This is a genomic window from Mesorhizobium sp. XAP4 (assembly GCF_029269325.1).
In the GTDB taxonomy this organism is placed as follows: Bacteria; Pseudomonadota; Alphaproteobacteria; order Rhizobiales; family Rhizobiaceae; genus Mesorhizobium; species Mesorhizobium ciceri.
The window spans coordinates 87,920-111,676 of sequence record NZ_JARIXW010000002.1; the positions used below are offsets into that span (position 1 = coordinate 87,920).

Sequence of the window (23,757 nt, forward strand, 5' to 3'; positions counted from 1 at the left end):
CAAACTCTCTGGAGCCGCCACCATGCGCTACAACCAGCTTGGAAATACGGGGATGTTCGTCTCCGAACTGTGCCTCGGCACCATGACCTTCGGCGCCGCCGGTCAGAATGCCCAATGGGGCCTGATCGCCAGCCTCGACCAGAAGGACGTCAACGAGATCGTTGCCCATTCGCTTGCCGCCGGCGTCAATTTCTTCGATACGGCCGACGTCTACTCCTTTGGCGAATCCGAACGGTTGCTCGGCCAGTCGCTCAGGGATCTCAAGGTCAACAGGCAGAATGTGGTCATCGCCACCAAGGCGCATGGCGCCATGGGTGAAGGCCCCAACCAGCGCGGCTCGTCACGCGGCCACATCATGGATTCGGTCGATGCCAGCTTGGAGCGGCTGCAGCTCGACCATATCGATCTCTATCAATTGCACGGCACCGACACGGTGACGCCGATCGACGAGACGCTGCGAGCGCTCGACGATCTGGTTGCCAGCGGTAAGGTCCGCTATGTCGGCGTCTCCAACTGGGCGGCATGGCGCATCGCCAAGGCGCTCGGCATCGCCGAGCGCAAGGGTTTCGCCCGTTTCGAGACCGTGCAGTCCTATTATTCGATCGCCGGCCGCGATCTCGAGCGCGAAATCGTGCCGCTGCTCAATGAGGAGAAGCTCGGCCTGATGGTGTGGTCGCCGATGGCCGGTGGCCTGCTCTCCGGCAAATATGGCCCCGGCGCACCCGGCAATGGCGAAGGCCGCCGCGCGTCCTTCAACTTCCCGCCGGTCAATGAGGACCGTGCCTGGGCGGCCGTTGCCGTCATGCGCGACATCGCAAAAAAACATGATGTGAGCGTCGCCACGGTGGCGCTCGGCTATGTCCTGGCCAAGCCCTTTGTGATGAGCGTCATCATCGGCGCCAGCCGCATGGACCAGCTTGAACAGAACCTCGCAGCGACTGAAGTGAAGCTCGACACCGTCGATCTCGCCCGCCTCGACGAGGTCAGCGCCCTGCCGTCCGAATATCCAGGCTGGATGCTGGAGCGCCAGGCAGTGGGCCGCCGTCCGGCGGCGTTCACGCCGAAAGCATAAATACAGCCCACGCTGACATCTCGGGAGCCGTGGCTCCGGAGATGTCAGGTCAGCCGGACGCTCTCGACCAGAAAATCGAGAAAGGCGCGCACCCGCGCCGGCAGATGCCGGCCCTGGCCGACATAGACGGCGTGGGTCGGCTCCTCGTCACCCGGATTGAATGCCTCCAACAGCGGCACCAGTCTGCCGGCCGCTATGTCTTCCGCCACATGCCAGCGCGCCAGCCGGGCGATGCCCGCGCCCGCCAGTGCCATGAGCCGCATCGCCTCACCATCGCTGACCAGCGTGTTGCCGGTGATCGGAATCATGATGGCGCGGCCTTCCGCGTCGAGGAACGGCCAGCCATCGAGGTGCCTGACGAAGCCGAAGCCCATGCGGTTGTGCCTGTCGAGATCGGCTGGCGTCAGCGGTATGCCGTGCGTATCGAGGTAAGAAGGTGCTGCAACAACGACCACCGGGCTTTGCCCGAGCTTGCGCGCCACCAGCCGTGACCCACTCAATGGCCCGGCACGGATGGCAACATCGGCGCGCTCCGCCATCAGGTCGACGACGCTGTCGGTCAGCACCAGATCGACCGAAATCTCGGGGTAGCGTTCCAGGAACCGAGGCAGAAGCGGGACCAGCCGATGCACCCCGAAGGGCACGTAGCTGTTAATGCGCACACGTCCGCGCGGTGAAGCACCCGCCGCTGCCTCCTGCTCGGCTGCCGCCATGTCGGCGAGGATGCGCAGGCCGCTCTCGTAGAATGCTGTGCCTTCCGGCGTCAGTTGCAGCTTTCGCGTCGAGCGGCTGACCAGCCGCGCGCCAAGCCGGGCCTCCAGCCGCGCGATCAGCTTGCTCACCGCCGACGGCGTCATGCGCAACGCGCGTGCCGCGGAGGAGAAACTGCCTTCCTCGACGACGCGCACGAACACTTCGATCTCGCCGGAGCGATTGATGTCGGGCCTGGCCATTTATGAATCTATTTCACAGAAAATATGCCCAAGGCAAGTCTGGTTCACAATGCAGGGAAGCACGATCTCAGGGGTCGGGGCGCGGGACGGCGCTCTTCGCATCGAAGTGGAAAACCGCCATGCCTCTTGCTCTCTACGCCCTCGCCGCCGGTGCCTTCGGCATCGGCGTCACCGAATTCGTCATTATGGGTTTGCTGCTCGATGTCAGCAAGGATCTCGGCGTTTCGATCTCGGCTGCCGGCCAGCTCATTTCGGGCTATGCGCTTGGCGTCGTCATCGGCGCGCCGTTGCTGACCATCGCCACCGGCAACTGGCCGCGCAAGACCGTGCTTCTGGCGCTGATGGCGATCTTCACGCTCGGCAATCTCGCCTGCGCGTTGGCGCCCGACTACTGGACGCTGATGGGCGCCCGCATCATCACCGCCTTTGCCCACGGCACTTTCTTCGGCGTCGGCTCGGTGGTCGCCACCGGCTTGGTCGCGCCCAACAGACAAGCCTCGGCGATCGCGCTGATGTTCACCGGCCTGACCATCGCCAACATCCTCGGCGTGCCCTTCGGCACATGGCTCGGCCAGGCCTTCGGCTGGCGCGCGACCTTCTGGGCCGTGACAGTGGTCGGTGTGGCCGCCTTCGCCGTCATCCTGGCTCTGGTGCCACGCAGCCGGACGGCGCCCGAAAAGAGCGACCTGCGCGCCGATCTCGCCGTTTTGCGCCGCACCCCCGTCCTGCTCGGCCTCGCCACCACCGTGCTCGGCTATGCCGGCGTCTTCGCCGTCTTCACTTATATCGCTCCGTTGCTGACCGAGATCAGCGGCTTCAAGGAAGCAGCCGTGTCGCCGATCCTGCTCGTCTTCGGCGGCGGTCTCATCGCCGGCAATTTGCTTGGCGGCAAGGTCGCCGACCGCTGGCTTGTGCCGGCCGTGCTGGGCAGTCTGGTGGTGCTGGCCCTGGTGCTCGCAACGATGACCTTCGCCATCCACAGCCAGGTGATGGCCGTCATCTATGTCGGCCTGCTCGGTGCCGCCGCCTTTGCCACCGTGGCGCCGCTGCAGATGTGGGTGCTGGACAAGGCGCAAGGTGCCGGCCAGAGCCTCGCCTCGTCCTTCAACATCGCCGCTTTCAATCTCGGCAACGCCGCAGGCGCCTGGCTTGGCGGCGCGGTGATTGCCCAAGGGCTTGGCCTGGGTGCCCTGACCTGGGTCGCCGCCTTGCTGCCGCTCACGGCGCTCGGCGTGGCCGGACTGGCGCTGCGTCTCGATCGTACCCCGGCGCTCGGCGCACCTGCCTCCATCCGCTCGTGACTACCCTCGGCAAACCCTTCCGACACCCTTCATACCACCAGGAGTAAAAAGATGGATTATCGACGTCTCGGTGCATCGGGCTTGAAAGTGCCCGCACTCTCATTCGGCGCGGGAACCTTTGGCGGTTCCGGCCCGCTGTTCGGCGCCTGGGGCAACAGCGACGCCAGGGAAGCGCGGCGGCTGATCGACATCTGCCTGGAGGCTGGTGTCAATTTGTTCGACACGGCCGACGTCTATTCGAACGGCGCTTCTGAACAGGTGCTTGGCGACGCGATAAAAGGCCGCCGCGATGCCGTGCTGATTTCGACCAAGACCGCGCTGCCGATGGGCGATGGGCCGGGCGATTACGGCTCGTCACGTTCGCGGCTGATCAGATCCGTGGATGATGCGCTGAGGCGCCTCGGCACCGACTACATCGACCTTTTGCAGCTACACGCCTTCGATGCCGGCACGCCGATCGAGGAGGTGCTGTCGACGCTGGACAACCTGATCCGTGCCGGCAAGCTGCGCTATGTCGGCGTCTCCAACTTCTCCGGATGGCAAGTGATGAAGTCGTTGGCGCAAGCCGACAGCCAAGGCTATCCGCGCTATGTCGCCCATCAGGTCTACTATTCGCTGGTCGGCCGCGACTATGAGTGGGAGCTGATGCCGCTCGGCCTCGACCAGGGTGTCGGTGCATTGGTGTGGAGCCCGCTTGGCTGGGGCCGCCTGACCGGCAAGATCCGCCGTGGCCAGCTCCTGCCGGAACAGAGCCGGCTGCACGACACGGCAAGCTTCGGTCCGCCGGTCGAGGACGAGCATCTCTATCGAGTGATGGATGCCCTCGATGTCGTGGCCGAGGAAACCGGCAAGACCGTGCCGCAGATCGCCATCAACTGGCTGCTGCAGCGCCCGACCGTATCGTCGGTCATCATCGGCGCCCGCAACGAGGAGCAGTTGCGCCAGAACCTCGGTGCCGTCGGCTGGACCTTGACGCCGGAGCAGATAAGGCAGCTCGACGCGGCAAGCGAAGTCACCGCGCCCTACCCGTACTTCCCGTATCGGCGGCAGGAAGGCTTTGCCCGGTTGAACCCGCCGGTGGTTTGAGCGCATCGGGCCGTCATGGCGCAAGGTTCGCGGCCAGCGCCCCCCTCTGGCCTGCCGGACATCTCCCCCTCAAGGGGGGAGATCGGATGTCGCGGCGACTTTCGCCAATCGCAGGCGTAACAAGGGGCGGCGTTGTCGGTGGAGCTGCCAATCTGCCCACTTGAGGGGGAGATGTCCGCAGGACAGAGGGGGGCGTCGTAGAACGCCGACCTCAAGAAGCCGTTGCTGCGAAACTTGCCCCTAGTGCAGCACAAACTCCCCATCCACCTTGCGCCATTCATTCGGCGCGATCAGCTTCTGGTGGGTGTAGCTGATCGAATGCAGCGGCCCGTCCAGCTTGGCCTTCCAGAATTCGATGAACTTGATCAGCACCGGAAACTTCGGCGCGAGATCGTAGTCCTGCCAGATGAAGCTCTGCAGCAGATGCGGGTGATCGGGAAAGTGATAAAGAATCTTGGCAGTGGTCAAGCCATAGCCTTTGAGCATCAGGTCCATTTCGGCATGGTCGCGCATGACGGTCCCCAGGTTGATTCGCCTGTCCTCCCACGGCTGATTGTGCGCGCCGCTGATTAACCGTCTATTGATTTTTTCTTCATCTGAACCGGCTTTAGCTTGCGAAAACATGCAGTTAGCAGCGCACCTCTTCGAGTGCTGACAGCCCTGGAGAAGCTCCCTGCGGCATCCCGCCGCGCGAATCCAACGTCTAATGTTGCCGTAACGGCGGAACTGGTAATAATGCCGCCGAATTCGCGGCCGTGTCGCCGCGATCCCGCCGGCATTTCAAGCCGGCGATTGGTTCGGGAGGAAAGTCAGGAATGTCCGAGGTTCATGTCCATCGCGTCCAGCCGGCGTGGAAGAAAAACGCGCTGATCGACAATGACACCTACCTGAAATGGTATGCCGACAGCGTCAAGAACCCGGACAAATTCTGGGGCAAGCACGGCAAGCGCATCGACTGGTTCAAGCCGTTCAGCAAGGTCAAGAACACCTCCTTCGACGGCAAGGTCTCGATCAAATGGTTCGAGGACGGACTGACCAACGTTTCCTACAACTGCATCGACCGGCATCTGAAGAAGCGCGGCAACCAGACCGCCATCATCTGGGAAGGCGACAATCCCTACGACGACAAGAAGGTCACCTATAACGAGCTCTACGAGCATGTCTGCCGGCTCGCCAATGTGATGAAGAAACACGGCGTCAAGAAAGGCGATCGTGTCACCATCTACATGCCGATGATCCCGGAAGCCGCCTATGCGATGCTGGCCTGCACGCGCATCGGCGCCGTCCATTCGATCGTCTTCGGCGGTTTCTCGCCGGATGCGCTGGCCGGCCGCATCGACGACTGCAAGTCGACCTTCGTTATCACGGCTGACGAAGGCCTGCGCGGCGGCAAGCCGATCCCTTTGAAGGAAAACACCGACAGGGCGATCGAGATCGCCGCGAAAGCCGGAACGAAAGTCGAAAAGGTGGTGGTCGTGCGACGCACCGGCGGCAAGACCGGCTGGGTTTCAGGCCGCGACGTCTGGTATCACGACGAGATCGCGACGGTGAAAGCCGAATGCAAGCCCGAGAAGATGAAGGCCGAGGACCCGCTGTTCATTCTCTACACGTCGGGTTCGACCGGCAAGCCGAAGGGCGTGCTGCACACCACCGCCGGCTATCTCGTCTACGTCTCGATGACCCACCAATATGTCTTCGACTACCATGACGGCGACATCTACTGGTGCACCGCCGATGTCGGCTGGGTCACCGGCCACAGCTACATCGTCTACGGCCCGCTCGCCAACGGCGCCACCACGCTGATGTTCGAAGGCGTGCCGAACTATCCGTCGCAGTCGCGCTTCTGGGAAGTCATCGACAAGCACAAGGTCAATATCTTCTACACCGCGCCGACGGCGTTGCGCGCGCTGATGGGCGCCGGCGATGCGCACGTGAAGAAGACGTCGCGCAAGTCGCTGCGCGTGCTGGGTTCGGTCGGCGAGCCGATCAACCCGGAAGCCTGGGAGTGGTATTTCAACGTCGTCGGCAACGGCAAGGTGCCGATCGTCGACACCTGGTGGCAGACCGAGACCGGCGGCATCCTGATCACGCCGCTGCCAGGTGCGACCGACCTCAAGGCGGGTTCGGCGACGCGGCCTTTCTTCGGCATCAAGCCGCAGCTGGTCGACGGCGAGGGCAAGGTGCTGGAAGGTGCGGCCGACGGCAATCTGTGCATCACCGATTCCTGGCCGGGCCAGATGCGCACCGTCTATGGCGATCACGACCGCTTCGTGCAGACCTATTTTTCGACCTACAAGGGCAAGTACTTCACCGGTGACGGCTGCCGCCGCGACGCCGACGGCTATTACTGGATCACCGGCCGCGTCGACGACGTCATCAACGTTTCCGGCCACCGCATGGGCACGGCCGAAGTCGAATCGGCGCTGGTCAGCCATGAGAAGGTTTCCGAGGCCGCGGTCGTGGGCTATCCGCACGACATCAAGGGCCAGGGCATCTACAGCTACGTCACCTTGATGAAGGGTGCCGAACCGACCGAAGAGCTGCGCAAGGAGCTTGTTGCCCATGTCCGCAAGGAGATCGGCGCCATCGCTTCGCCCGACAAGATCCAGTTCGCGCCGGGCCTGCCGAAGACGCGTTCCGGCAAGATCATGCGTCGCATCCTGCGCAAGATCGCCGAGGACGATTTTTCTGCCCTGGGTGACACCTCGACGCTGGCCGACCCGGCCGTCGTCGATGATCTGGTCGCCAACCGGCAGAACAAGAAGAGCTGATGCAGGCCGCGCTGGGCACTGTCAGCGAACTCTGGCGCTATCCGGCGAGTTCGCTTGCCGGCGAGCGCCTGAAAACAATCTCGGTCGACGTCGAGAGCATCGACGGCGACCGCCTGTTCGGCCTTGTCGACGTGTCCGACAACGAGATCGCACGACCGGACCGCGACGCGAAATGGCACAAGGTGCCGCGCATCCGCACCCGGCTGTCGCCGACCCTGGAACTCGAGATTGCCGTTCCCGAGGGCGACTGGCTGGCCGCGCCAAGCATCGAGAGCGACCGCGCGGTGTCGGCCTATCTCGGCTTCGAGGCCTCGCTCCGTCCGTTTCGCCGCGAGAATACCGGGCCTGACTATGCCGGCCCGCTGACCGCGGAGCGCTACCGCAAGGCGCCGATTCATCTGTTGACCACGGCTTCGCTGGCACGCCTGAAAGCATTGCACCCGGAAGGGGTCGCCGACCCGCGCCGCTTCCGCCCCAACATCGTTGTCGACATGGCGGCGATCGAAGGCTCGTTTCCCGAAACGGAATGGATCGGCCGCAAGCTTGCCGTCGGCGATCTCCTGCTGACCATCTCGGAACCCTGCCGCCGCTGCGGTTTCACCATCGTCGCCCAGGATGGCTTCGACCATGATCCGGCGATCCTGCGCAACCTGGTCCGCCACAACGCCCACAATCTCGGCGTCTATTGCACGGTCGACAGGCCGGCGCGCGTCGAAGTCGGCGACGCGATGCGCTTCCTGTAAGCTATCGATACAGATCCGCCCGTGTCGGCGGCAGGCCGCTTGGACCGCGCGCGCGCTTGGTCACGACGGTCTGGAAAATCTGTGCCGAGGCGCGCTCGAAGGTGATCGAACAGCCCGTCAGGTAAAGCAGCCATAGCCGCGCCCTGGCCTCGCCCACCTCGGCGATAGCCTCGTCGAACCTTTCGTTGAGTCGCTCCGCCCACAGCCTGCAGGTGCGGGCATAGTGCTCGCGCAGGTTCTCGACATCGTAGACGAGAAAACCATGCGCCTCGAGATTGCCTGTTGTCATGCCGATGGTGTCGAGTTCGCCGCCGGGAAAGATATATTTGAGCAGCGCCTTGAACTCCGGCCCCTTGCGCAAGGTCTTCTTGATGTCGCCCTTGCTGCGCCGGGTGATGGCGTGGTGCAGATAGATGCCGCCCGGCTTCAGCAGGCGATGAATGGTCTTGAAATAAGTCGCATGGTTGGCGAGCCCGAGATGTTCGAACATGCCGATCGACGAGATCTTGTCGAAGCTGCCGGTGAGTTCCGCATAGGATTTGATCTCGATGGTGATGCGGTCCTCCAGCCCCTCGGCGCGAATGCGTTCGCGGGCCAGCTCGGTCTGCGCCGGCGACAGCGACACACCGTGGCCGACGACGCCGTAGTTCTTCGCCGCATGGATCAGCATGGCGCCCCAGCCGCAACCGATGTCGAGCAGTCGTTCGCCCGGTTTCAGCCGGAGCTTGCGGCAGATGTGGTCGAGCTTGTCGACCTGGGCCTCGTCGATGCCATTGGCGAAATCCTTGAAGTAGCCGCAGCTATAGACCATGCGCTCGTCGAGAAAGAGCCGGTAGAAGGCGTTCGAGATGTCATAGTGATGCTGGATCGCCTCCTGGCTCGAACCGCTGACATAGGGATTGCGCCCCGACAGATCGGTCCGCGCGCCCATCTGCTTGCGTGCCAAAAGCACGGAAGGCAGGTCGCGCAGGATCGCCATTTTCGGCAGCGACTTGAGGTTGGTTCTGAGCTTGCCTTGCGACGGCAGGGCATAAAAATCGAAGATCGTCCCGTCTTCGATGTCGATCGTCTTAGAAATCCACATCTCGATCAGCGTCGACAGGGACGGTCGCTTCACGATCTGCCAGACGATGTCCTGGTCGTTGATGGTGAGCACCGGACCAGTGGCGGGGCCGATCCGCTCCCCGGTCCACAGCCTGACCGCAAAACCCGGCTTCAATGTTTCGATCACCGTCCGAACGATGCGAGCGGCCTTTTCGGCTGCCTCCATGCGATTCCTCCGAATGCTGGCTCCGGGGCAGAAGTTTGCCCGGTCGGCCTGGCAATCGCAAGCCGGCCCGCACCAGGCCCGCCCGTTGGTTAATTTCAGACCTGCACCTTGTCTTTTGCTGCAATGCACCCCATCATGAGTATGTGTTCAACAAATCGAAAGGAGGTGATCCGATGTCGAGTGATTTCGTTTTCCAGAACGTGGCCTCAGCGGATTGCACTTTCGGGAAGCAGTCTTCCCGTTAAGGCGCGAAATGCGCGGCGGCTGACCTGATAGGTCATCGCCATGGGCCGCGCCACGGACGGAAACACGGAAGGCCGCCGGCTTCGAAAGAAGCGGCGGCCTTTTCCGTTTGCGGACCAGACTACTGAGTCAATGCGACCTTTTCGGTGTTGCGAATGATTTCCTGAAAGGCGTCGTCCAATTCGGCTCCGGTGGACACGTCGAAGAAATGCCTCTTGGCGCCGGAGGTATCCTTCGACGAACAATCCTTCAGCACCGCCTTTGCCTGGTCCCGCTCGGTTGTCGACATATCCTTGTCGTCCAGATCGAAGCCGATGGTGAAAATCTCGATGCCGTCGTTTTTCATGTTGTCGCACAGCGTTTCGGCGTTGCCGCGCGCAAGATTGCCCTGCCTGTTGTAGCTGTCCCCAGCACCGGCGAAGGCCGTATTGAACTGGCCATCGGTCATCAGGATCGCGACCTTGGCGATCTTCTTCGGATCGGCATCCGAGGCACCCTTGCCAAGACCGGCATTCCTGATCGCAGTGCGCCATTGCGGCGACAGCATATAATAGGTCCACTGAATGGCGATCGCGCCGGCCGTAAACCCATTGGCCCGGAAGTCCTCGATCGATTCAAGCAAGGCATCGGAATCGGCGGTCAGCGGGATCACTTTCGCATCAGGACACCTGTTCATGTCCCCGTCACCGAGATGATCGTCCCGGTTGACCAGGGCATAGAATTTCTTGCCGTTCCCGTCGGTGCGAACAGTATCCGGGCCGTCGGCGCTCATATCCGCGTTGCCGTTCTTGTCTTTGCGCTCGGTGGCGCAATTGTCGGGGCGTGGCATCGCCGCGCCGACAATGGAGATGTAGTCGCTGAACGACGGCAGCAGATTTTTGCCCGTCTTGGCGACGAGAAGCGGACTGCCGGCGACGGGTGGGAGCTCAGTGCTGGCTTGTTTTTCGGCATAGACGTTTTCCGCCAGCTTGCCGGCGTTGACGCCAGATGCGTAAGGCACAATCGCGACGCGGATGCGGGGGTTCTGCGGATCCTGTTTCTGCAGCATCGTCTGGACGGCGTTTTTTGCAGCTGTTTTCAGATCGCCGATTTTGTCGACCTTGCCGCGCTTGGCCATCGACCCCGTTATGTCGAGCATCATCGCCACTTCGACGGTCTTGTCCGAATAGAGCGCCGTCGTGGAGGCGGCGACGCGTTTCATGTCGCCCGTGCCAAAAATCGGGAAATACAGCCCGACATCGACATGGGCGTCAGCCTGGACCGTCTTGGCGGTCCTGTTGACGATCAGCCTGTCGAGTACGATCTGGTCGGCCTGCAGAATGCCTGCCTGGCTGTTGGCGTCGAGAAAGGCCTGCACCGATTTGTTGGCATCGGCTTCCTTGATGGCGCCGGTCGTTAGGTCGCGTGCCGTCGATGTGACCGCGGCGTCGACGACGCCTTGGAGGCTCGATCTGGCATTGTAGAGCTGCGATACGTTGACCGAGAAGCCAACAGCCAGCGCCAAGACCGAGGCGCTGAGGCCGAACAGGATTGCGAAATTTCCACCGCGATCCCTGGCGAACCCGCCGACCGCGTGAACAAGACCCCCGTAATTCCGCATCCTACAGCCTCCATTCGCCTCGGCCTCGTCGCCGCGGACAGGGCAATGCAGGATTCCCGCCGGATGACGCCGCTGGCTGGCAGAAGGCCGGCCGCTTGCCGCCAAATCATTGTTTTTGTTCGGCTTCAAGCTCCGCAAAGGTGAATGACTGGTAAACAGAAAAGCGCGGCCGCGGCTGCGTTTACGAGCCGGTTACCATGCTCAAGACGAAGCAATCACGGAATCCCGATGACGTCCTGTTGCGGGACAGGGTCCGTGTGCCGAAGCGGGCCAGTTGTCCCGAGACTGCAAGGCGCGAAATGATCGGATCCAACGCCTCCGGCCGTCGAAAGACCAAAGCGCCATCACGTTTGAAAACCAGGGCCGCTTTTGGCCGCGCCTCAAGAGGGTGTTGAGATTCAGGTAAGGCCAAGTCGAAAATGATGGCTTTCGAGAACCGGAGCGGAGCGGACATTTGGTCCGTGAGCACCGGAAGCTCAGAAAGCCGTCATTTGCAGACCGGCCTCACCTGAATCGACATACCTTTAGGCCAGCATCTGTGCGCCGACGGTCCTGTCGATACCGTGGTAGGGCGGGTTGAACAGATTGCCTTCCTGTTCATAGGTCCATACCTTGAACAGGCTGAGCCGGTGGGCGCCGAAACTATGCAGCAGCGGCACGTCGGTGGCGTCGCGGCCGCGGGCGATGACGATGCGGCCGATTCTTGGCGTGTTGTGGCGAGGATCGAACGTGTACCATTTGCCGTCGAGGAACACTTCCAGCCACGCCGAAAAGTCCATCGGTGCCGGATCGGCTGGCACGCCGATATCACCGAGATAGCCGTTCACATAGCGTGCCGGAATATTCATGCAGCGGCAAAGCGTGATCGCCAGATGAGCGAAGTCGCGGCAGACCCCGACGCGTTCCTCATGCGCCTGAGCCGCCGTGCGGGTCGAGCGCGCATAGCCATAGCCGAACGACAGCCGGTTGTGGACATAGTCGACGATCGCCTGCACGCGCGCCCAGCCGGACGGAATGTCGCCGAAGAGCTGCCAGGCCAGGCTGCTCAGATGATCCGTCTCGCAATAGCGGCTGCCCAGGAGATAACCGAGAACTTCGTCCGGCAGGTCCGCCACCGGCACTTCCCTGGCCAGGGTGTTTACCTCGTCCGTCTCGCCGCTGTCCTCGACGACCGCGTCGTACAGGATGCGAAAACCACCGGCGGGCGCTGTGAAGCGCCGGCAGGCATTGCCATGCAGATCGTGGTACAGCCTTGTCGGCACCGCGGGCGAGGTCAGCACCCGCGTCTGCCGCTTGATATCAGCCTGCCTGTCCCGATGGATCTCGAGCACTGAAATCACCGGCGTGGCGGCTACGCATTCGATGGCGATTTCATAGCCGAGCCGGATCAGCATCGTTGGTCCCCCCTTCGATCTTGTGAGAAGCAGTCCTTCCCAAACGCCCGGAGGATACCGTGGTTCCCTGGGCCGATCGAAAAGCCCACCCGTGTCTTCCCCTGCCGCGGTCGAGACGTTAGGTTCGGCAACCCCACCAGCGCTCCCCGGACTCAAGGAAAATCATGTATTCAAGCAGAAAATTCGCGGCCTTCCTCTTCGACATGGACGGCACGCTCATCAATTCCATCGCCTCGGCGGAACGGGTGTGGAGCGATTGGGCACGCCGCCAGGGCCTCGACGTCGCTGCCTTCCTGCCGACGATCCATGGCGTACGCGCGATCGAGACCATCACCGGCCTGGCGCTGCCGGGCGTCGACCCGGCACACGAGGCTGATCTGCTGCTGAAGGCCGAGGCGGCCGATCTCGAAGGCATTATCCAGATCGCCGGCGCCGTGGCATTTCTCGATTCGCTGCCGCCCGAACGCTGGGCGATCGTAACCTCCGCCCCACGTGAGCTGGCGCTGTTGCGCATGAAGGCCGCGGGCATCCCCGTCCCGGCCGTCATCGTCGCAGCGGAAGATGTCTCCCGCGGCAAGCCGGCGCCCGATTGCTTCCGGCTTGGCGCGGAACGGCTCGGCTTCGACGCGCGCGACTGCCTCGTGTTCGAGGATGCCCCGGCCGGCATAGCGGCAGCCGAAGCGGCGGGCGCGGCGGTCATGGTCATCAGCGCCACGCACAAGCACCCCTTGCCAACGCAACACGCCGCGATCGCGGGCTACGACATGGTGGGCATCACCGTCGACGAGCGTGGCTGGATCGCGCTCGAGCCGCAGCGCAACGCCGCCTAGGCCGCGTCTAGAAATCGCTGGTCAGGCCCTTTACCTCCCAGTCGCCGTAGCGGCCGGGCTCCTTGCCGCCGCGGCCGCCGATTTCCTTCGGCGCCGAGGCTTCCTTTTCCAGGTACTTTACACGCCTTGCTTCGGCTTCCGCGAGCGCACGTCTGGCTTCCGGCGTCAGCGCCTTTGGCTCGACATCATGGGCAAGCTCGGCATCGGTTTTACTGGCTTCGTCGTTCATGCGATATTTCCAGCGGATTGAAACGGGAACTGGTGTTTCCCATCATATAGCGATGAGACGAAGCGGATCGACCCCTTTTCGCTATCACCTGGACAGGAGCAGACGATGAACACACTTCGCACCGCCATGCTTCTTGCCGCGATGACCGCGCTGTTCATGGGCGTCGGCTTTTTGATCGGCGGAACCGGCGGCATGATGATCGCGCTGCTGATCGCCGCCGGCACCAATCTGTTCAGCTACTGGAATGCCGACAAGATGGTGCTGTCGATGAACCGTGCCGTCGAGGTCGACGAGAAGAACGCGCCCGAATATTACGCCATCGTCCAGTCGCTCGCCAAACAGGCCGGCCTGCCCATGCCGAAGACCTACCTGATCGACAATCCGCAGCCGAACGCCTTTGCCACCGGCCGCAACCCGCAGAACGCGGCGGTCGCTGCCTCCACCGGCCTGTTGCAGGCGCTGACGCCTGAAGAGGTCGCAGCCGTCATGGCGCACGAACTCGCCCATGTGCAGCACCGCGACACGCTGACCATGACGATCGTCGCCACCTTTGCCGGTGCCATTTCGATGCTCGGCAATTTCGCCTTCTTTTTCAGTGGCAATCGCGACAACAATCCGTTCGGCTTTGTCGGCGTGCTGGCGGCGATGATCGTAGCGCCCTTTGCCGCGATGGTCGTGCAGATGGCGGTCAGCCGCACCCGCGAATACGAGGCCGACCGACGTGGCGCCGAAATCTGTGGACACCCGCTCTGGCTGGCATCGGCGCTTGACAAGATCGCCCGCGGCGCCGAACGCATCCGCAACCCCGATGCCGAGCGCAATCCCGCGACCGCGCATCTCTTCATCATCAATCCCCTTCACGGCGAGCGCATGGACAGCCTGTTCTCCACCCACCCCGCCACTGAGAACCGCATTGCAGCCTTGCAGGCGATGGCGCGCGACATGGCCGGCAGCGAAACCCGGGCTGCACCGCGCCAGGCCCCAACGCCACGCCAGGCGGACGAACTGCGGCCATCCGGCCCGTGGGATCAGACAGCACGGCCCGAGCAGCCGGCGGAGCCCGCCAAGCCCAAATCCAACCCATGGGGTCGCAATCCGACCGGGCCCAGGGGCCGGTGGTCGTGAGCGTGGCGGACAGAGGACCTCGACGCACGGTTTCAGGTGATCAGGAACACAGGGACGGCGGCGACTTCGTCGCCGGTCTCGCCGCGCGCAAGGCAGCGGCCCGCCTGCTGGCCGCCGTCATCGATGCCAGGACACCGCTTGACGGGCTGACCGATCACGAGAACGGCCACCCGCAATACAAGGCGCTCGATTTGCGCGATCGCGGCCTTGTCCGCGCCATTCTGGTCACCGCGCTGCGCTATCGCATGACCATATCGGGGCTCTTGGCGCGGCGCCTGGAAAAGCCGCTGCCGCCCAATGCCACGGCGCTGTCGCACATATTGCATGTGGCGGCCGCACAGATCCTGTTCCTCGATATTCCCGACAGCGCCGCCGTCGACATTGCGGTGACCCATGCCAAGTCCGATCCGCGCACGGTGCGGTTCTCCGGCCTCGTCAATGGCGTGCTGCGCACACTGGCACGGGCCAAGGAAACGGAATTGCCTGCCGCCCTTGCCGCCACCGACGAGGCGCCCGAATGGTTTTCCGACAGGCTGAAGACTACCTACGGCAACGAAAAGGCCAGACAGATCCTCGAAGCGCACCGCGTTGAGGCGCCGGTCGACTTCTCGGTCAAGGCCGATCCCGGACTCTGGGCCGAAAAACTCGGCGGCATCGTCCTGCCGACCGGCACGGTGCGGGTCGAGAATCTTGTCGGTCCTGTCACCGAATTGCCTGGCTTTGCCGAGGGCGCCTGGTGGGTCCAGGACGCCGCGGCCAGCCTGCCCGCCCGACTGTTCGGCGATGTCACGGGATTGCGGGTTGCCGATCTCTGCGCCGCGCCCGGCGGCAAGACCGCGCAGCTGATCGTTGCCGGCGCGAAGGTCACCGCCGTCGACACGTCAAAAAACCGGCTTGCGCGGCTGACGCAGAATCTCGAGCGCCTCGGCCTGTCCGCCGAGATCGTCCAGGCCGACCTGCTCAAATTCGAGCCGAAGGAATTGTTCGACGCCGTTCTCCTCGACGCGCCCTGCTCGTCGACCGGCACGGTGCGGCGGCACCCCGACGTGCCATGGACCAAGACTTCTGCCGATGTCGAAAAACTGGCCGACCTGCAGCGCAGGCTGCTCGCCCGCACTGTGACGCTGGTGAAGCCCGGCGGCAGGATCGTCTTTTCCAACTGTTCGCTCGATCCGCTCGAAGGCGAGGATCTCTGTCGCGCCTTTCTCGCCGGCACGCCTGAAATCACCAATGATCCGCTGCTGCAAGGCGAGATCGCCGGCATCGATCCATTCCTGACGCCGCAAGGCACGCTGCGCACCACGCCCGCCGACCTGGACCTCGGCGCGCCGGAACGCTCAGGCCTCGACGGCTTCTTCGCCGCTCGCATGCGGCGAGCCGGCTAGGGCTTGAACTGCCGGATTTGCTGCCTTTTTTAGGCAGGACCGGGGGCAGAAGCAGGTGAACCGGCCCGGGCTCGTGGAATTCGCCTTCGCACGAATCGTGCAATCATGTAGACTCGGCGCCGGGGTAGAGGACATCAGGAGGGGTTTTGGCACTGGCTGCCAGCAGCACGACGCGTCTGTGGACGCTTGTCGCGAAGGAGTTCTGGCGCAAAACGCGCCGGCGCCTGCGCGCCGGGCCTGTCTATCGCTGGCGCTATTCCGGCCGCACGCCGGAACGTGTGCTGATCGCACCGCCGGACCTGCGCCTCGCCGACCCGCAGATCGCACTCGAGATCTATTACGGCCGCTATCCCCTGTCGGGGCATCTGGTCGAGACCGGCGGCAAGTCGCCTTTCCAGATCAACGTGCCCAATCACGGGTGGCAGAAGACGCTGCACGGCTTTCGCTGGCTGCGCCATATGCGCGCCGCCGGCACCGAGCTTGCCGCTGCCAATGCCCGCGCCCTGGTCTCCGATTGGATCACCATGCATGGCAGCCATATTTCCGGCATCGCCTGGGAGCCCGGCACGACGGCCAAGCGCATCATCGCCTGGTTGCAGCACTCCTCGGTCGTATTGCAGGGCGCCGAGTTCCCATTTTACCGCGCCTTCCTGAAATCGGTTGCCATGCAGATCCGCTACCTCAGGTCGATGGCGCGCGAAATGCCCGACGGCAAGGACAGGCTGCGGGCCCGCATCGCGCTCGCCTTCGCTGCCTTGTCCCTGCCGGCGCCGGCATCGGCGCTGCGTGGCGCGACCCGCAATCTTGCCGAGGAACTCGACCGCCAGATCCTCGCCGATGGCGGGCACATTTCGCGCAATCCGATGGTCGTCCTGGAAATCCTCGCCGACCTTCTGCCACTGCGCCAGACCTATGCCAACCAGGCGGAAACGCCGCCGCAGGCGCTGATCGGCGCCATCGACCGCATGCTGCCGGCGCTGCGCTTCTTCCGCCATCAGGATGGCAGCCTCGCCCGCTTCAACGGCATGGGCGCCACCATCCACGACCGCATCGCCACCATCCTGCGCCACGACGACACCGCTGGCGCGCCGCTGCTGCATGCGCCGCATTCCGGCTATGAGCGCCTGTCTATGGGCGGCACCACGGTCATCGCCGACACCGGCCCGCCGCCGCCGGTCGACGTGTCCAATGCCGCACATGCCAGCTGCCTTGCCTTCGAACTGTCGTCCGGGCGCCAGCACTACATCGTCAATGCCGGCATCGACACCTACGGCGCGGCTGAATTCCGGCCGCTGGCGCGCGCCACCGCCGCGCACTCGACCGCCACCATCAACGACACCTCGTCGGCGCGCTTCAGCCACTCGTTGCGCGTCAACGACCTGCTCGGTTCGCCGTTGATCGGCGGCCCGCAGCATGTGCAGTGCAAGCGCACCGATCAGAAAGGCGTTCAGGGTTTCATCGCCCGCCATGACGGCTATGTCGCGCGCTTTGGTTTCCTGCATGAGCGCGAGCTGAAGCTGTCGTCGAACGGCAATGTGCTGGCCGGCCGGGACCGCTTCCAGCGCCCCGGCAGTGCCGCGATCCGCAACAATGGCCGCGACTTCGTCACCGTCCGCTTCCACGTTCATCCCGATGTCAACCTTTTGCAGGACGAGCATGACCGCCTGGTGCTGGCCGCCGATCAGGCCGACACCTGGGTGTTCACATCGGCCGAAGTGGTGCCGGAGGTCGAGGAATCGATCTATTTCGCCGGTCTTGGCGGCCCGCGCCGCAGCCGCCAGATCGTGCTTGCCTTCAAGGCCTCGGAAATCGCCGAAGTCCACTGGCAGCTGACCCGCACCAGCATCGCCGGTTATCCGGAAAACAACTGACCTACCTGACCGCCGGTTTGATTTCCGGGCGGCATGTGCTACGGGCGCGGGCATCCACCACACCAGTCGTGAAAGGCCGCCAGCCCATGGCCGTCGCCGCCAAGAACATTCCCGCACCAGACCTGGTTCCCGTGCGCCGCGCCCTGCTCTCCGTTTTCGACAGAACCGGCCTCATCGATTTCGCCAAGGCGCTGGCAGCCGCAGGCGTCGAGCTGGTCTCGACCGGCGGCACGGCAAAGGCGATCTCTGACGCGGGCCTTCCGGTGCGCGACGTCTCCGAGCTCACCGGCTTTCCCGAGATCATGGATGGCCGCGTCAAGACCTTGCATCCCGGCGTGCATGGCGCGCTGCTTGGCGTGCGCGACGATCCGGAGCATTCAGCGGCAATGCGCAAATACGGCATCGAGCCGATCGATCTCGTCGTCTCCAATCTCTATCCGTTCGAGGAGGTCCGCCGCTCCGGCGCCGACTACGCATCGATCGTCGAGAACATCGACATTGGCGGCCCGGCCATGATCCGCGCCTCGGCCAAGAACCACGCCTATGTCGCCATCGTCACCGATCCCGGCGACTATGCCTCGGTGCTGAACGCGCTGGAGATGAACATCGGCTCGCTGTCGCTGGATTTCCGCAAGAAGCTGGCCGCCAAGGCCTTCGCCCGCACCGCCAGCTATGACGCGGCGATCTCCGGCTGGTTCGCCGAAGCGCTCGAGATCGAACACCCGACGTGGCGTGCCTTTGGCGGCAGGCTGGTCGAGGTGATGCGCTATGGCGAGAACCCGCATCAGAGCGCCGGCTTCTATATCGATGGCGACAAGCGGCCGGGCGTCGCCACGGCGCGTCAGTTGCAGGGCAAGCAGCTGTCCTACAACAACATCAACGACACCGACGCCGCCTTCGAGCTGGTCGGCGAGTTCGATCCGGCGCGTTCCGCCGCCGTCGCCATCATCAAGCACGCCAACCCGTGCGGCGTTGCCGAAGGCACCTCGCTAAAAGCCGCCTACGCCAAGGCGCTCGCCTGCGACCCGGTTTCGGCCTTCGGCGGCATCATCGCGGTCAACCGCACCCTCGACGCCGAGGCGGCGGAAGAGATCGTAAAAACCTTCACCGAAGTCATCATAGCGCCCGGCGCCACTGACGAGGCAGCGGCCATCGTCGCGGCGAAGAAGAATTTGCGCCTGCTGGTCACCGGTGGGCTGCCGGATCCGCGCACGCCGGGCACGACGGTCAAATCCGTCGCCGGCGGTCTGCTCATCCAGGGCCGGGACAACGCTGTCGTCGACGACCTCGAACTGAAAGTGGTGACCAAGAGGGCGCCGACGCCGGTCGAAATGGCCGACCTGAAATTCGCCTTCCGCATCGCCAAGCACGTCAAGTCCAACGCCATCGTCTACGTCAGGGACGGCGCCACCGTCGGTATCGGCGCCGGCCAGATGAGCCGGGTCGACTCCTCACGCATCGCTGCCCGCAAGGCACTCGACGCCGCCGAGGCCGCCGGCCTTGCCGAACCGCTGACCAAGGGCTCGGTCGTCGCCTCCGACGCCTTCTTCCCCTTCGCCGACGGATTGCTGTCGGCGATCGCCGCCGGCGCCACTGCCGTTATCCAGCCGGGTGGCTCGATGAACGACAAGGACGTCATCGCCGCCGCCGACGAGCACGGCATCGCCATGGTGTTTACGGGCGTCCGGCATTTCAGGCATTGACGCACTTCTTCCTTCTCCCCTTGCGGGGTGAGAAGCGGTTCGCGCAGCGAACGAAAAAGCCAATTGCCTGGCTTTTCGAGCTTCGAACGCCCTGAGCCTGCGAAGGGCCGGGCGGTAGACGATCCGCCCTGCCGGGTCCCCGCTGCTCCGCAGCGTCCCGGCGTTCGCCAGCCTTTCATCGTGCCACTGGCACGATGAATTCGCTTCGCGAACCGGCCGCTCACCCCACAGGGGAGAAGGAAGAAAGAACTCAATCCGCCGGCCGGTCCGCCGGATAGGGCGTCTTGACCAGGATCGCCATGCCGATCCCGAGGAACAGCACGATCACCGCCATGCCGAGCCGTGCCGAGCCGCTGGCCAGGGTGACGGACGCGACCATGAACGGCGCCAGGAAACTGGTCGCCCGTCCGGCCAGCGCATAAATGCCGAAATAGCGGCCGGATTCTGCCGCCGTGACGCTGCGCGCCATGTAGGATCGCGACGACGCCTGCACCGGCCCGAAAGCCACACCGATCAACAGGCCGAAGAAGATGTAGGCCTTTTCCGCTGCGGTGCCGAACAGGCCGCCACTGTCCGGTCCAGGCATCATCCAGAGGCCGAACAAAGTATAGCCCGGTCCGGTCGAGACGATGCCGATCGTGGCGATGCTGAGCAGGACCAGCGAGATCATGACGATGGTTTTTGAGCCAAGCGCCGTGTCGAGACGGGCCGCAACCAGGCAGCCGAAGATGGCGACGACATTGAGAATGATGCCGAAAATACCGATTTCGGTGATCGACCAGTGGAACATCGCTGCTGCGAAAGTGCCCCCCAGCGCCAGCACCGCATTGACACCGTCCTGATAGATCATGCGGGCGACAAGGAAGCGGAAGATGCCGCTGCGCTTGCGCACCTCGCCCAGCGTCACTTTCAGCTCCGCCAACCCCTCTCGCACCGCAGGGCCGATCGGCAGGCCCTTGATGGCATCGGGGGTGAAAAAGAACATCGGCAGGATGAACAGGAAGTACCAGCCGGCTGACAAAGGCCCGGTTGCGCGCGCGTCCTCGCCGAGCTTCGGGTCGAGCCCAAAGAGCGGGTCGGTGCCGATGATCGTCTTGCCGGTCTCCGGCGAACCGGCCAAGCAAGCGACGACGAAGATCAGCGCGATCATGCCGCCGAGATAACCAAGGCCCCAGGCCATGTTGGAGATTCGGCCGATCTCGCTCTTCGGCACCAGGCGCGGCATCATCGAATCGTTGAACACGGTCGAAAACTCGGCCGCGACCGACGCCAGCGAAAAGAACAGCACGACCAGGAAAAGGTTCGAACCGGGGGCCGCGAACCAAAGCATGCAAAGGCAGGTGACCTTGACCGCGGCAAAGAATGCGATCCAGGGCTTGCGCGGGCCGGTCTGGTCGGCAATCGAGCCGAGGATAGGCGACAGCACGGCGATGACAAGACCGGCCGCGGCAATGCCGTAGCCCCAGGCCGCCTGGCCGGTCTCCGGATCGCTCGCCATGCGCGAGACGAAGTAAGGTCCGAAGATGAAGGTCGTCACGACCGTGAAGAACGGCTGCGCCGCCCAGTCGAACAGCATCCATCCCCAGATGCCGCGCCCGGACGCACGCTGCACTGTCTCTACCGTCATCATGATCCCTCGGCACCGGTTCCGTGTCGGGCGCCATGTCTGCATGTTTCATGCGCTCATGCAATGAACGAAGCTCGGTGCCGTACCCTTGACGCTGCCGGGCGTTCACTGTTCGAAAGCCATGCAACTCGCTTTCGTCCGCTTCGCGAACCAAGCCCGTATTTTTCTCGTGGGGGAAGTCGGACCGTAGGTCCGGCGCCGTCCTCCACCCCCTGCTTCGCAACGATTGTCGCCGGCGTGGATTTCTTGATTATTAAATTGACTCTTTTTGTCCGCTTTGACTAATTGCGCTCGCGCAGGGCCGGAACGGTGACCGGCCGAATTGCTCGAAATTGGTCTGACAGGGAATAAGAGATGACGATTGGTCGACAGGCATTGCTGCGCATTCAGGCAAGGCGATTGATTGCGAGCAGTGCCTTGATAGCGGCATCTTTTGGAATGGTGGGGACCGGCCGGGCCCAGGACGTTTCGCCGGACGATGCAACTCAACTGGAAACGATCGTCGTCACCGGCAAGTCGGACCGCGTTGGCGGGCCCGATCAAACGATCGTCGCCAAGGATACGGCGACCGCCACCAAGACCGATATGCCGATCGTCGACGTTCCCGCCTCGGTTTCAGTTGTAACCCAAAAGGAACTGGAGGCGCGCCATGTCGAAAGCCTCCAGCAGGCCGTGGCCTACACATCCAGCGTCCTCACCGACGAGTTCGGCAACGATGACCGATACGACTATATTCGCATCCGCGGTTTCGACCAGACATCGCTCGGTACCTATCGCGACGGCCTGACGGCGCGCATCCCCGCTTGGTTCACGGCCAGCCGTCTCGAACCTTACGGACTCCAGCGCGTGGAGGTCCTGAAGGGATCGACATCGACGCTATTTGGTCTCAACGGTCCTGGCGGACTGGTGAACGCCATCACCAAGCGGCCGCTGGACCAGAAGCAGGGGGAGATTTACACGTCCTATGGCGACGGCACCAAGGAGATTGGCGTTGATTTTGGCGGCCGATCGACGCCGATGGCGTGTGGACCTATCGGCTTACCGGGCTGGCCAAGGATGGCGATCAAGGATGGGATTATTCCAACGACGACCGGCTTTACATCGCACCCGCGTTGACCATCAAGCCCGAGGAAGGAACCTCGCTCACCATCCTGACTGACTATTACAAGCGAGATGGCACAGGCGCACGCGGCACCCCCGCCGGCGCCAATATCGACATCGGCACCTTCCTGGGCGAGCCGGATTTCAACCGCTTCAACACCGAGCAGGTCGATATCGGCTACCAGTTCGAACATGAATTCAACGAGAATCTCACCTTCCGCTCCAATGCCCGCTACACGCATTTGAGCCTCGACTACGCCGAGGTCTACGGCGCGTCGCTTGACCCCACGGCGGACCGCACGGCATTTTCCGTCGGCGGCCTGTCCAACCGCTATGCCTTCGACAATCAGTTGCAATACGATACGGGCTGGGACCGGGTCGCCAGCAAGACGCTTGTCGGCGTCGACTACGCCAACGACAAGACCCGCGAAAACATCCTCTTCGGCACCGCCGGCCCCATCGACATCGACAACCCGACCTATTGCGGTCTGTCCTGCATCAACCTCGGTCCCTATGTGAACTGGCGGGTCAAGCAGCAGGCGGTCGGTGTCTATGCCCAGGAGCAATTGACGTTTGACGACCGCTGGATCGTCACCCTGGGCGGGCGCTGGGACCGTGTCCATACGACGGCGGACTATCTCGATCTGGGAACGCAGGACGACGACACCGCATCGGCCTTCACCAAGCGCGCCGGCCTGACCTACAAATTCACGCCGAACCTCGCGGTCTACGCCAACTATTCGGAAAGCTTCCAGCCGCTCGTGTCGCCAAGCGCCAACGGGTATGCGGTCTCGGGCTCGTTGAAGCCTCAGGAGGGCAAACAGTATGAGGCAGGCATCAAGTACAAGCCCGACGGCTTCGACGGCCTGTTCACAGCCGCGGTCTTCGACCTTACCCAAACCAATGTTCCGACCTATGTCACGCCTGTTGTCCAGCAGCAGATCGGCAAGGTTGGCGTCCGCGGCATCGAACTCGAGGGTAAGGCCGCCATCGCGGAAAACCTGAACCTGACGCTTGCCTATTCCTACTGGGATGCCGAGATCCTGGAAGACGGCATTGGCGGGAATGCCGGCAATCGGCCGCAGCGCGTTCCTCGCCACCTGGCGTCAGCCTGGGTTGACTATACGCTTCCCGAGGAAGGACCGCGTGGCGACCTGACCATCGGCGGTGGCGTGCGCTATATCGGACAAACCTACGGGGATGACGCGAACACCATTTCGATTGGCGGCTACGCACTGGTGGATGCGGCGATTAGCTACAAGATGACCAAGGACGTGACGTTGGCCTTGAACGCAACGAACCTGTTCGACCGGAAGTATCTGACAACCAGCTATTACGGGACCGAATTCTACGGCGACCGGCTGAAAATCGTCGGCACCCTCAAACATTCCTGGTGAGCTTGCTGAACGCCAAGCGCCGATAACATTGGAAAAGGCGCCACACGCACCCGACA

17 protein-coding genes and 1 pseudogene are annotated in these 23,757 nt (G+C 63.3%); 11 read left to right on the forward strand and 7 right to left on the reverse strand.

Annotated features, from left to right (window positions below):
• Positions 1-22 precede the first annotated feature (22 nt).
• Positions 23-1,072 (forward strand): aldo/keto reductase, encoded by a 1,050-nt coding sequence (locus P3C39_RS09335; protein WP_275953501.1) that lies wholly within the window; start codon positions 23-25, stop codon positions 1,070-1,072.
• Positions 1,073-1,116: 44 nt separating this feature from the next.
• Here the strand turns inward: P3C39_RS09335 and P3C39_RS09340 are convergent, their stop codons facing one another.
• Positions 1,117-2,025, reverse strand: a complete 909-nt coding sequence (locus P3C39_RS09340) for a LysR substrate-binding domain-containing protein (RefSeq protein ID WP_224674628.1) — start codon at positions 2,023-2,025, stop codon at positions 1,117-1,119.
• A gap of 119 nt (positions 2,026-2,144) precedes the next feature.
• On the opposite strand from P3C39_RS09340, the gene P3C39_RS09345 reads away from it, so the two are divergent.
• Entirely contained in the window at positions 2,145-3,326 is a 1,182-nt protein-coding gene (locus tag P3C39_RS09345) for an MFS transporter (protein WP_024504216.1), read from the forward strand.
• Positions 3,327-3,377: 51 nt separating this feature from the next.
• Positions 3,378-4,412, forward strand: a complete 1,035-nt coding sequence (locus P3C39_RS09350) for an aldo/keto reductase (RefSeq protein ID WP_024504215.1) — start codon at positions 3,378-3,380, stop codon at positions 4,410-4,412.
• A 240-nt stretch (positions 4,413-4,652) separates the two neighbouring features.
• Here the strand turns inward: P3C39_RS09350 and P3C39_RS09355 are convergent, their stop codons facing one another.
• A complete protein-coding gene (locus P3C39_RS09355; protein WP_013529022.1) occupies positions 4,653-4,925 on the reverse strand; it encodes an usg protein in 273 nt (90 codons plus the stop codon).
• A 302-nt stretch (positions 4,926-5,227) separates the two neighbouring features.
• On the opposite strand from P3C39_RS09355, the gene acs reads away from it, so the two are divergent.
• Both acs and P3C39_RS09365 read left to right on the forward strand, forming a co-directional pair.
• The gene (gene acs / locus P3C39_RS09360) at positions 5,228-7,183 is read left to right on the forward strand and encodes an acetate--CoA ligase (RefSeq protein ID WP_013529021.1); all 1,956 of its coding nucleotides are present in this window, start codon (positions 5,228-5,230) and stop codon (positions 7,181-7,183) included.
• Positions 7,183-7,926 (forward strand): MOSC domain-containing protein, encoded by a 744-nt coding sequence (locus tag P3C39_RS09365; RefSeq protein ID WP_024504213.1) that lies wholly within the window; start codon positions 7,183-7,185, stop codon positions 7,924-7,926. Before acs ends, P3C39_RS09365 begins: the two co-directional genes overlap by 1 nt.
• A gap of 1 nt (position 7,927) precedes the next feature.
• On the opposite strand, the gene P3C39_RS09370 is transcribed toward P3C39_RS09365, so the two are convergent.
• The 3 genes from P3C39_RS09370 to P3C39_RS09380 form a co-directional block, all read right to left on the reverse strand.
• Positions 7,928-9,196, reverse strand: a complete 1,269-nt coding sequence (locus P3C39_RS09370) for a cyclopropane-fatty-acyl-phospholipid synthase family protein (RefSeq protein WP_275953500.1) — start codon at positions 9,194-9,196, stop codon at positions 7,928-7,930.
• A gap of 364 nt (positions 9,197-9,560) precedes the next feature.
• Positions 9,561-11,039, reverse strand: a complete 1,479-nt coding sequence (locus P3C39_RS09375; protein ID WP_275953499.1) for a pilus assembly protein — start codon at positions 11,037-11,039, stop codon at positions 9,561-9,563.
• A gap of 524 nt (positions 11,040-11,563) precedes the next feature.
• Positions 11,564-12,433, reverse strand: a complete 870-nt coding sequence (locus tag P3C39_RS09380; protein ID WP_013529017.1) for a transglutaminase family protein — start codon at positions 12,431-12,433, stop codon at positions 11,564-11,566.
• Between the two features lie 164 nt (positions 12,434-12,597).
• On the opposite strand from P3C39_RS09380, the gene P3C39_RS09385 reads away from it, so the two are divergent.
• Positions 12,598-13,263: an HAD-IA family hydrolase gene (locus P3C39_RS09385; RefSeq protein WP_063169463.1), complete on the forward strand. Its 666-nt coding sequence runs from the start codon at positions 12,598-12,600 to the stop codon at positions 13,261-13,263.
• A gap of 7 nt (positions 13,264-13,270) precedes the next feature.
• On the opposite strand, the gene P3C39_RS09390 is transcribed toward P3C39_RS09385, so the two are convergent.
• Positions 13,271-13,492 carry a DUF1674 domain-containing protein gene (locus P3C39_RS09390; RefSeq protein ID WP_024504209.1) on the reverse strand — a complete coding sequence of 74 codons (222 nt, stop codon included), beginning with the start codon at positions 13,490-13,492 and terminating at the stop codon, positions 13,271-13,273.
• Between the two features lie 105 nt (positions 13,493-13,597).
• Here P3C39_RS09390 and htpX point away from each other — a divergent pair, with 105 nt between their 5' ends.
• The 4 genes from htpX to purH all read left to right on the forward strand — a co-directional run bounded on the left by htpX (position 13,598) and on the right by purH (position 19,576).
• Positions 13,598-14,617 carry a zinc metalloprotease HtpX gene (htpX, locus tag P3C39_RS09395; RefSeq protein WP_024504208.1) on the forward strand — a complete coding sequence of 340 codons (1,020 nt, stop codon included), beginning with the start codon at positions 13,598-13,600 and terminating at the stop codon, positions 14,615-14,617.
• Complete coding sequence (locus tag P3C39_RS09400; protein WP_224618842.1) at positions 14,575-16,002, forward strand: RsmB/NOP family class I SAM-dependent RNA methyltransferase; 1,428 nt, start codon at positions 14,575-14,577, stop codon at positions 16,000-16,002. Before htpX ends, P3C39_RS09400 begins: the two co-directional genes overlap by 43 nt.
• 146 nt (positions 16,003-16,148) lie before the next feature.
• Positions 16,149-17,873, forward strand: coding sequence for a heparinase II/III family protein (locus tag P3C39_RS09405; protein ID WP_013529012.1), 1,725 nt, complete (start codon positions 16,149-16,151; stop codon positions 17,871-17,873).
• Positions 17,874-17,959: 86 nt separating this feature from the next.
• Complete coding sequence (gene purH / locus P3C39_RS09410) at positions 17,960-19,576, forward strand: bifunctional phosphoribosylaminoimidazolecarboxamide formyltransferase/IMP cyclohydrolase (protein WP_275953498.1); 1,617 nt, start codon at positions 17,960-17,962, stop codon at positions 19,574-19,576.
• Positions 19,577-19,826: 250 nt separating this feature from the next.
• On the opposite strand, the gene P3C39_RS09415 is transcribed toward purH, so the two are convergent.
• Complete coding sequence (locus tag P3C39_RS09415; RefSeq protein ID WP_013529010.1) at positions 19,827-21,203, reverse strand: MFS transporter; 1,377 nt, start codon at positions 21,201-21,203, stop codon at positions 19,827-19,829.
• A gap of 354 nt (positions 21,204-21,557) precedes the next feature.
• On the opposite strand from P3C39_RS09415, the pseudogene P3C39_RS09420 reads away from it, so the two are divergent.
• Positions 21,558-23,701: pseudogene (locus P3C39_RS09420) on the forward strand (TonB-dependent siderophore receptor).
• Positions 23,702-23,757 lie beyond the last annotated feature (56 nt).

Bases quoted from the DNA above. Each gene is read 5' to 3' on its own strand.
- P3C39_RS09370 (WP_275953500.1), bottom strand. From the start codon at position 9,196: ATGGAGGCAGCCGAAAAGGCCGCTCGCATCGTTCGGACGGTGATCGAA.
- P3C39_RS09375 (WP_275953499.1), bottom strand. From the start codon at position 11,039: ATGCGGAATTACGGGGGTCTTGTTCACGCGGTCGGCGGGTTCGCCAGG.
- P3C39_RS09400 (WP_224618842.1), top strand. From the start codon at position 14,575: ATGGGGTCGCAATCCGACCGGGCCCAGGGGCCGGTGGTCGTGAGCGTG.
- P3C39_RS09365 (WP_024504213.1), top strand. From the start codon at position 7,183: ATGCAGGCCGCGCTGGGCACTGTCAGCGAACTCTGGCGCTATCCGGCG.
- P3C39_RS09380 (WP_013529017.1), bottom strand. From the start codon at position 12,433: ATGCTGATCCGGCTCGGCTATGAAATCGCCATCGAATGCGTAGCCGCC.
- acs (WP_013529021.1), top strand. From the start codon at position 5,228: ATGTCCGAGGTTCATGTCCATCGCGTCCAGCCGGCGTGGAAGAAAAAC.
- P3C39_RS09355 (WP_013529022.1), bottom strand. From the start codon at position 4,925: ATGCGCGACCATGCCGAAATGGACCTGATGCTCAAAGGCTATGGCTTG.
- htpX (WP_024504208.1), top strand. From the start codon at position 13,598: ATGAACACACTTCGCACCGCCATGCTTCTTGCCGCGATGACCGCGCTG.
- P3C39_RS09350 (WP_024504215.1), top strand. From the start codon at position 3,378: ATGGATTATCGACGTCTCGGTGCATCGGGCTTGAAAGTGCCCGCACTC.
- P3C39_RS09340 (WP_224674628.1), bottom strand. From the start codon at position 2,025: ATGGCCAGGCCCGACATCAATCGCTCCGGCGAGATCGAAGTGTTCGTG.
- P3C39_RS09335 (WP_275953501.1), top strand. From the start codon at position 23: ATGCGCTACAACCAGCTTGGAAATACGGGGATGTTCGTCTCCGAACTG.
- P3C39_RS09385 (WP_063169463.1), top strand. From the start codon at position 12,598: ATGTATTCAAGCAGAAAATTCGCGGCCTTCCTCTTCGACATGGACGGC.
- P3C39_RS09345 (WP_024504216.1), top strand. From the start codon at position 2,145: ATGCCTCTTGCTCTCTACGCCCTCGCCGCCGGTGCCTTCGGCATCGGC.
- P3C39_RS09415 (WP_013529010.1), bottom strand. From the start codon at position 21,203: ATGACGGTAGAGACAGTGCAGCGTGCGTCCGGGCGCGGCATCTGGGGA.
- P3C39_RS09390 (WP_024504209.1), bottom strand. From the start codon at position 13,492: ATGAACGACGAAGCCAGTAAAACCGATGCCGAGCTTGCCCATGATGTC.
- purH (WP_275953498.1), top strand. From the start codon at position 17,960: ATGGCCGTCGCCGCCAAGAACATTCCCGCACCAGACCTGGTTCCCGTG.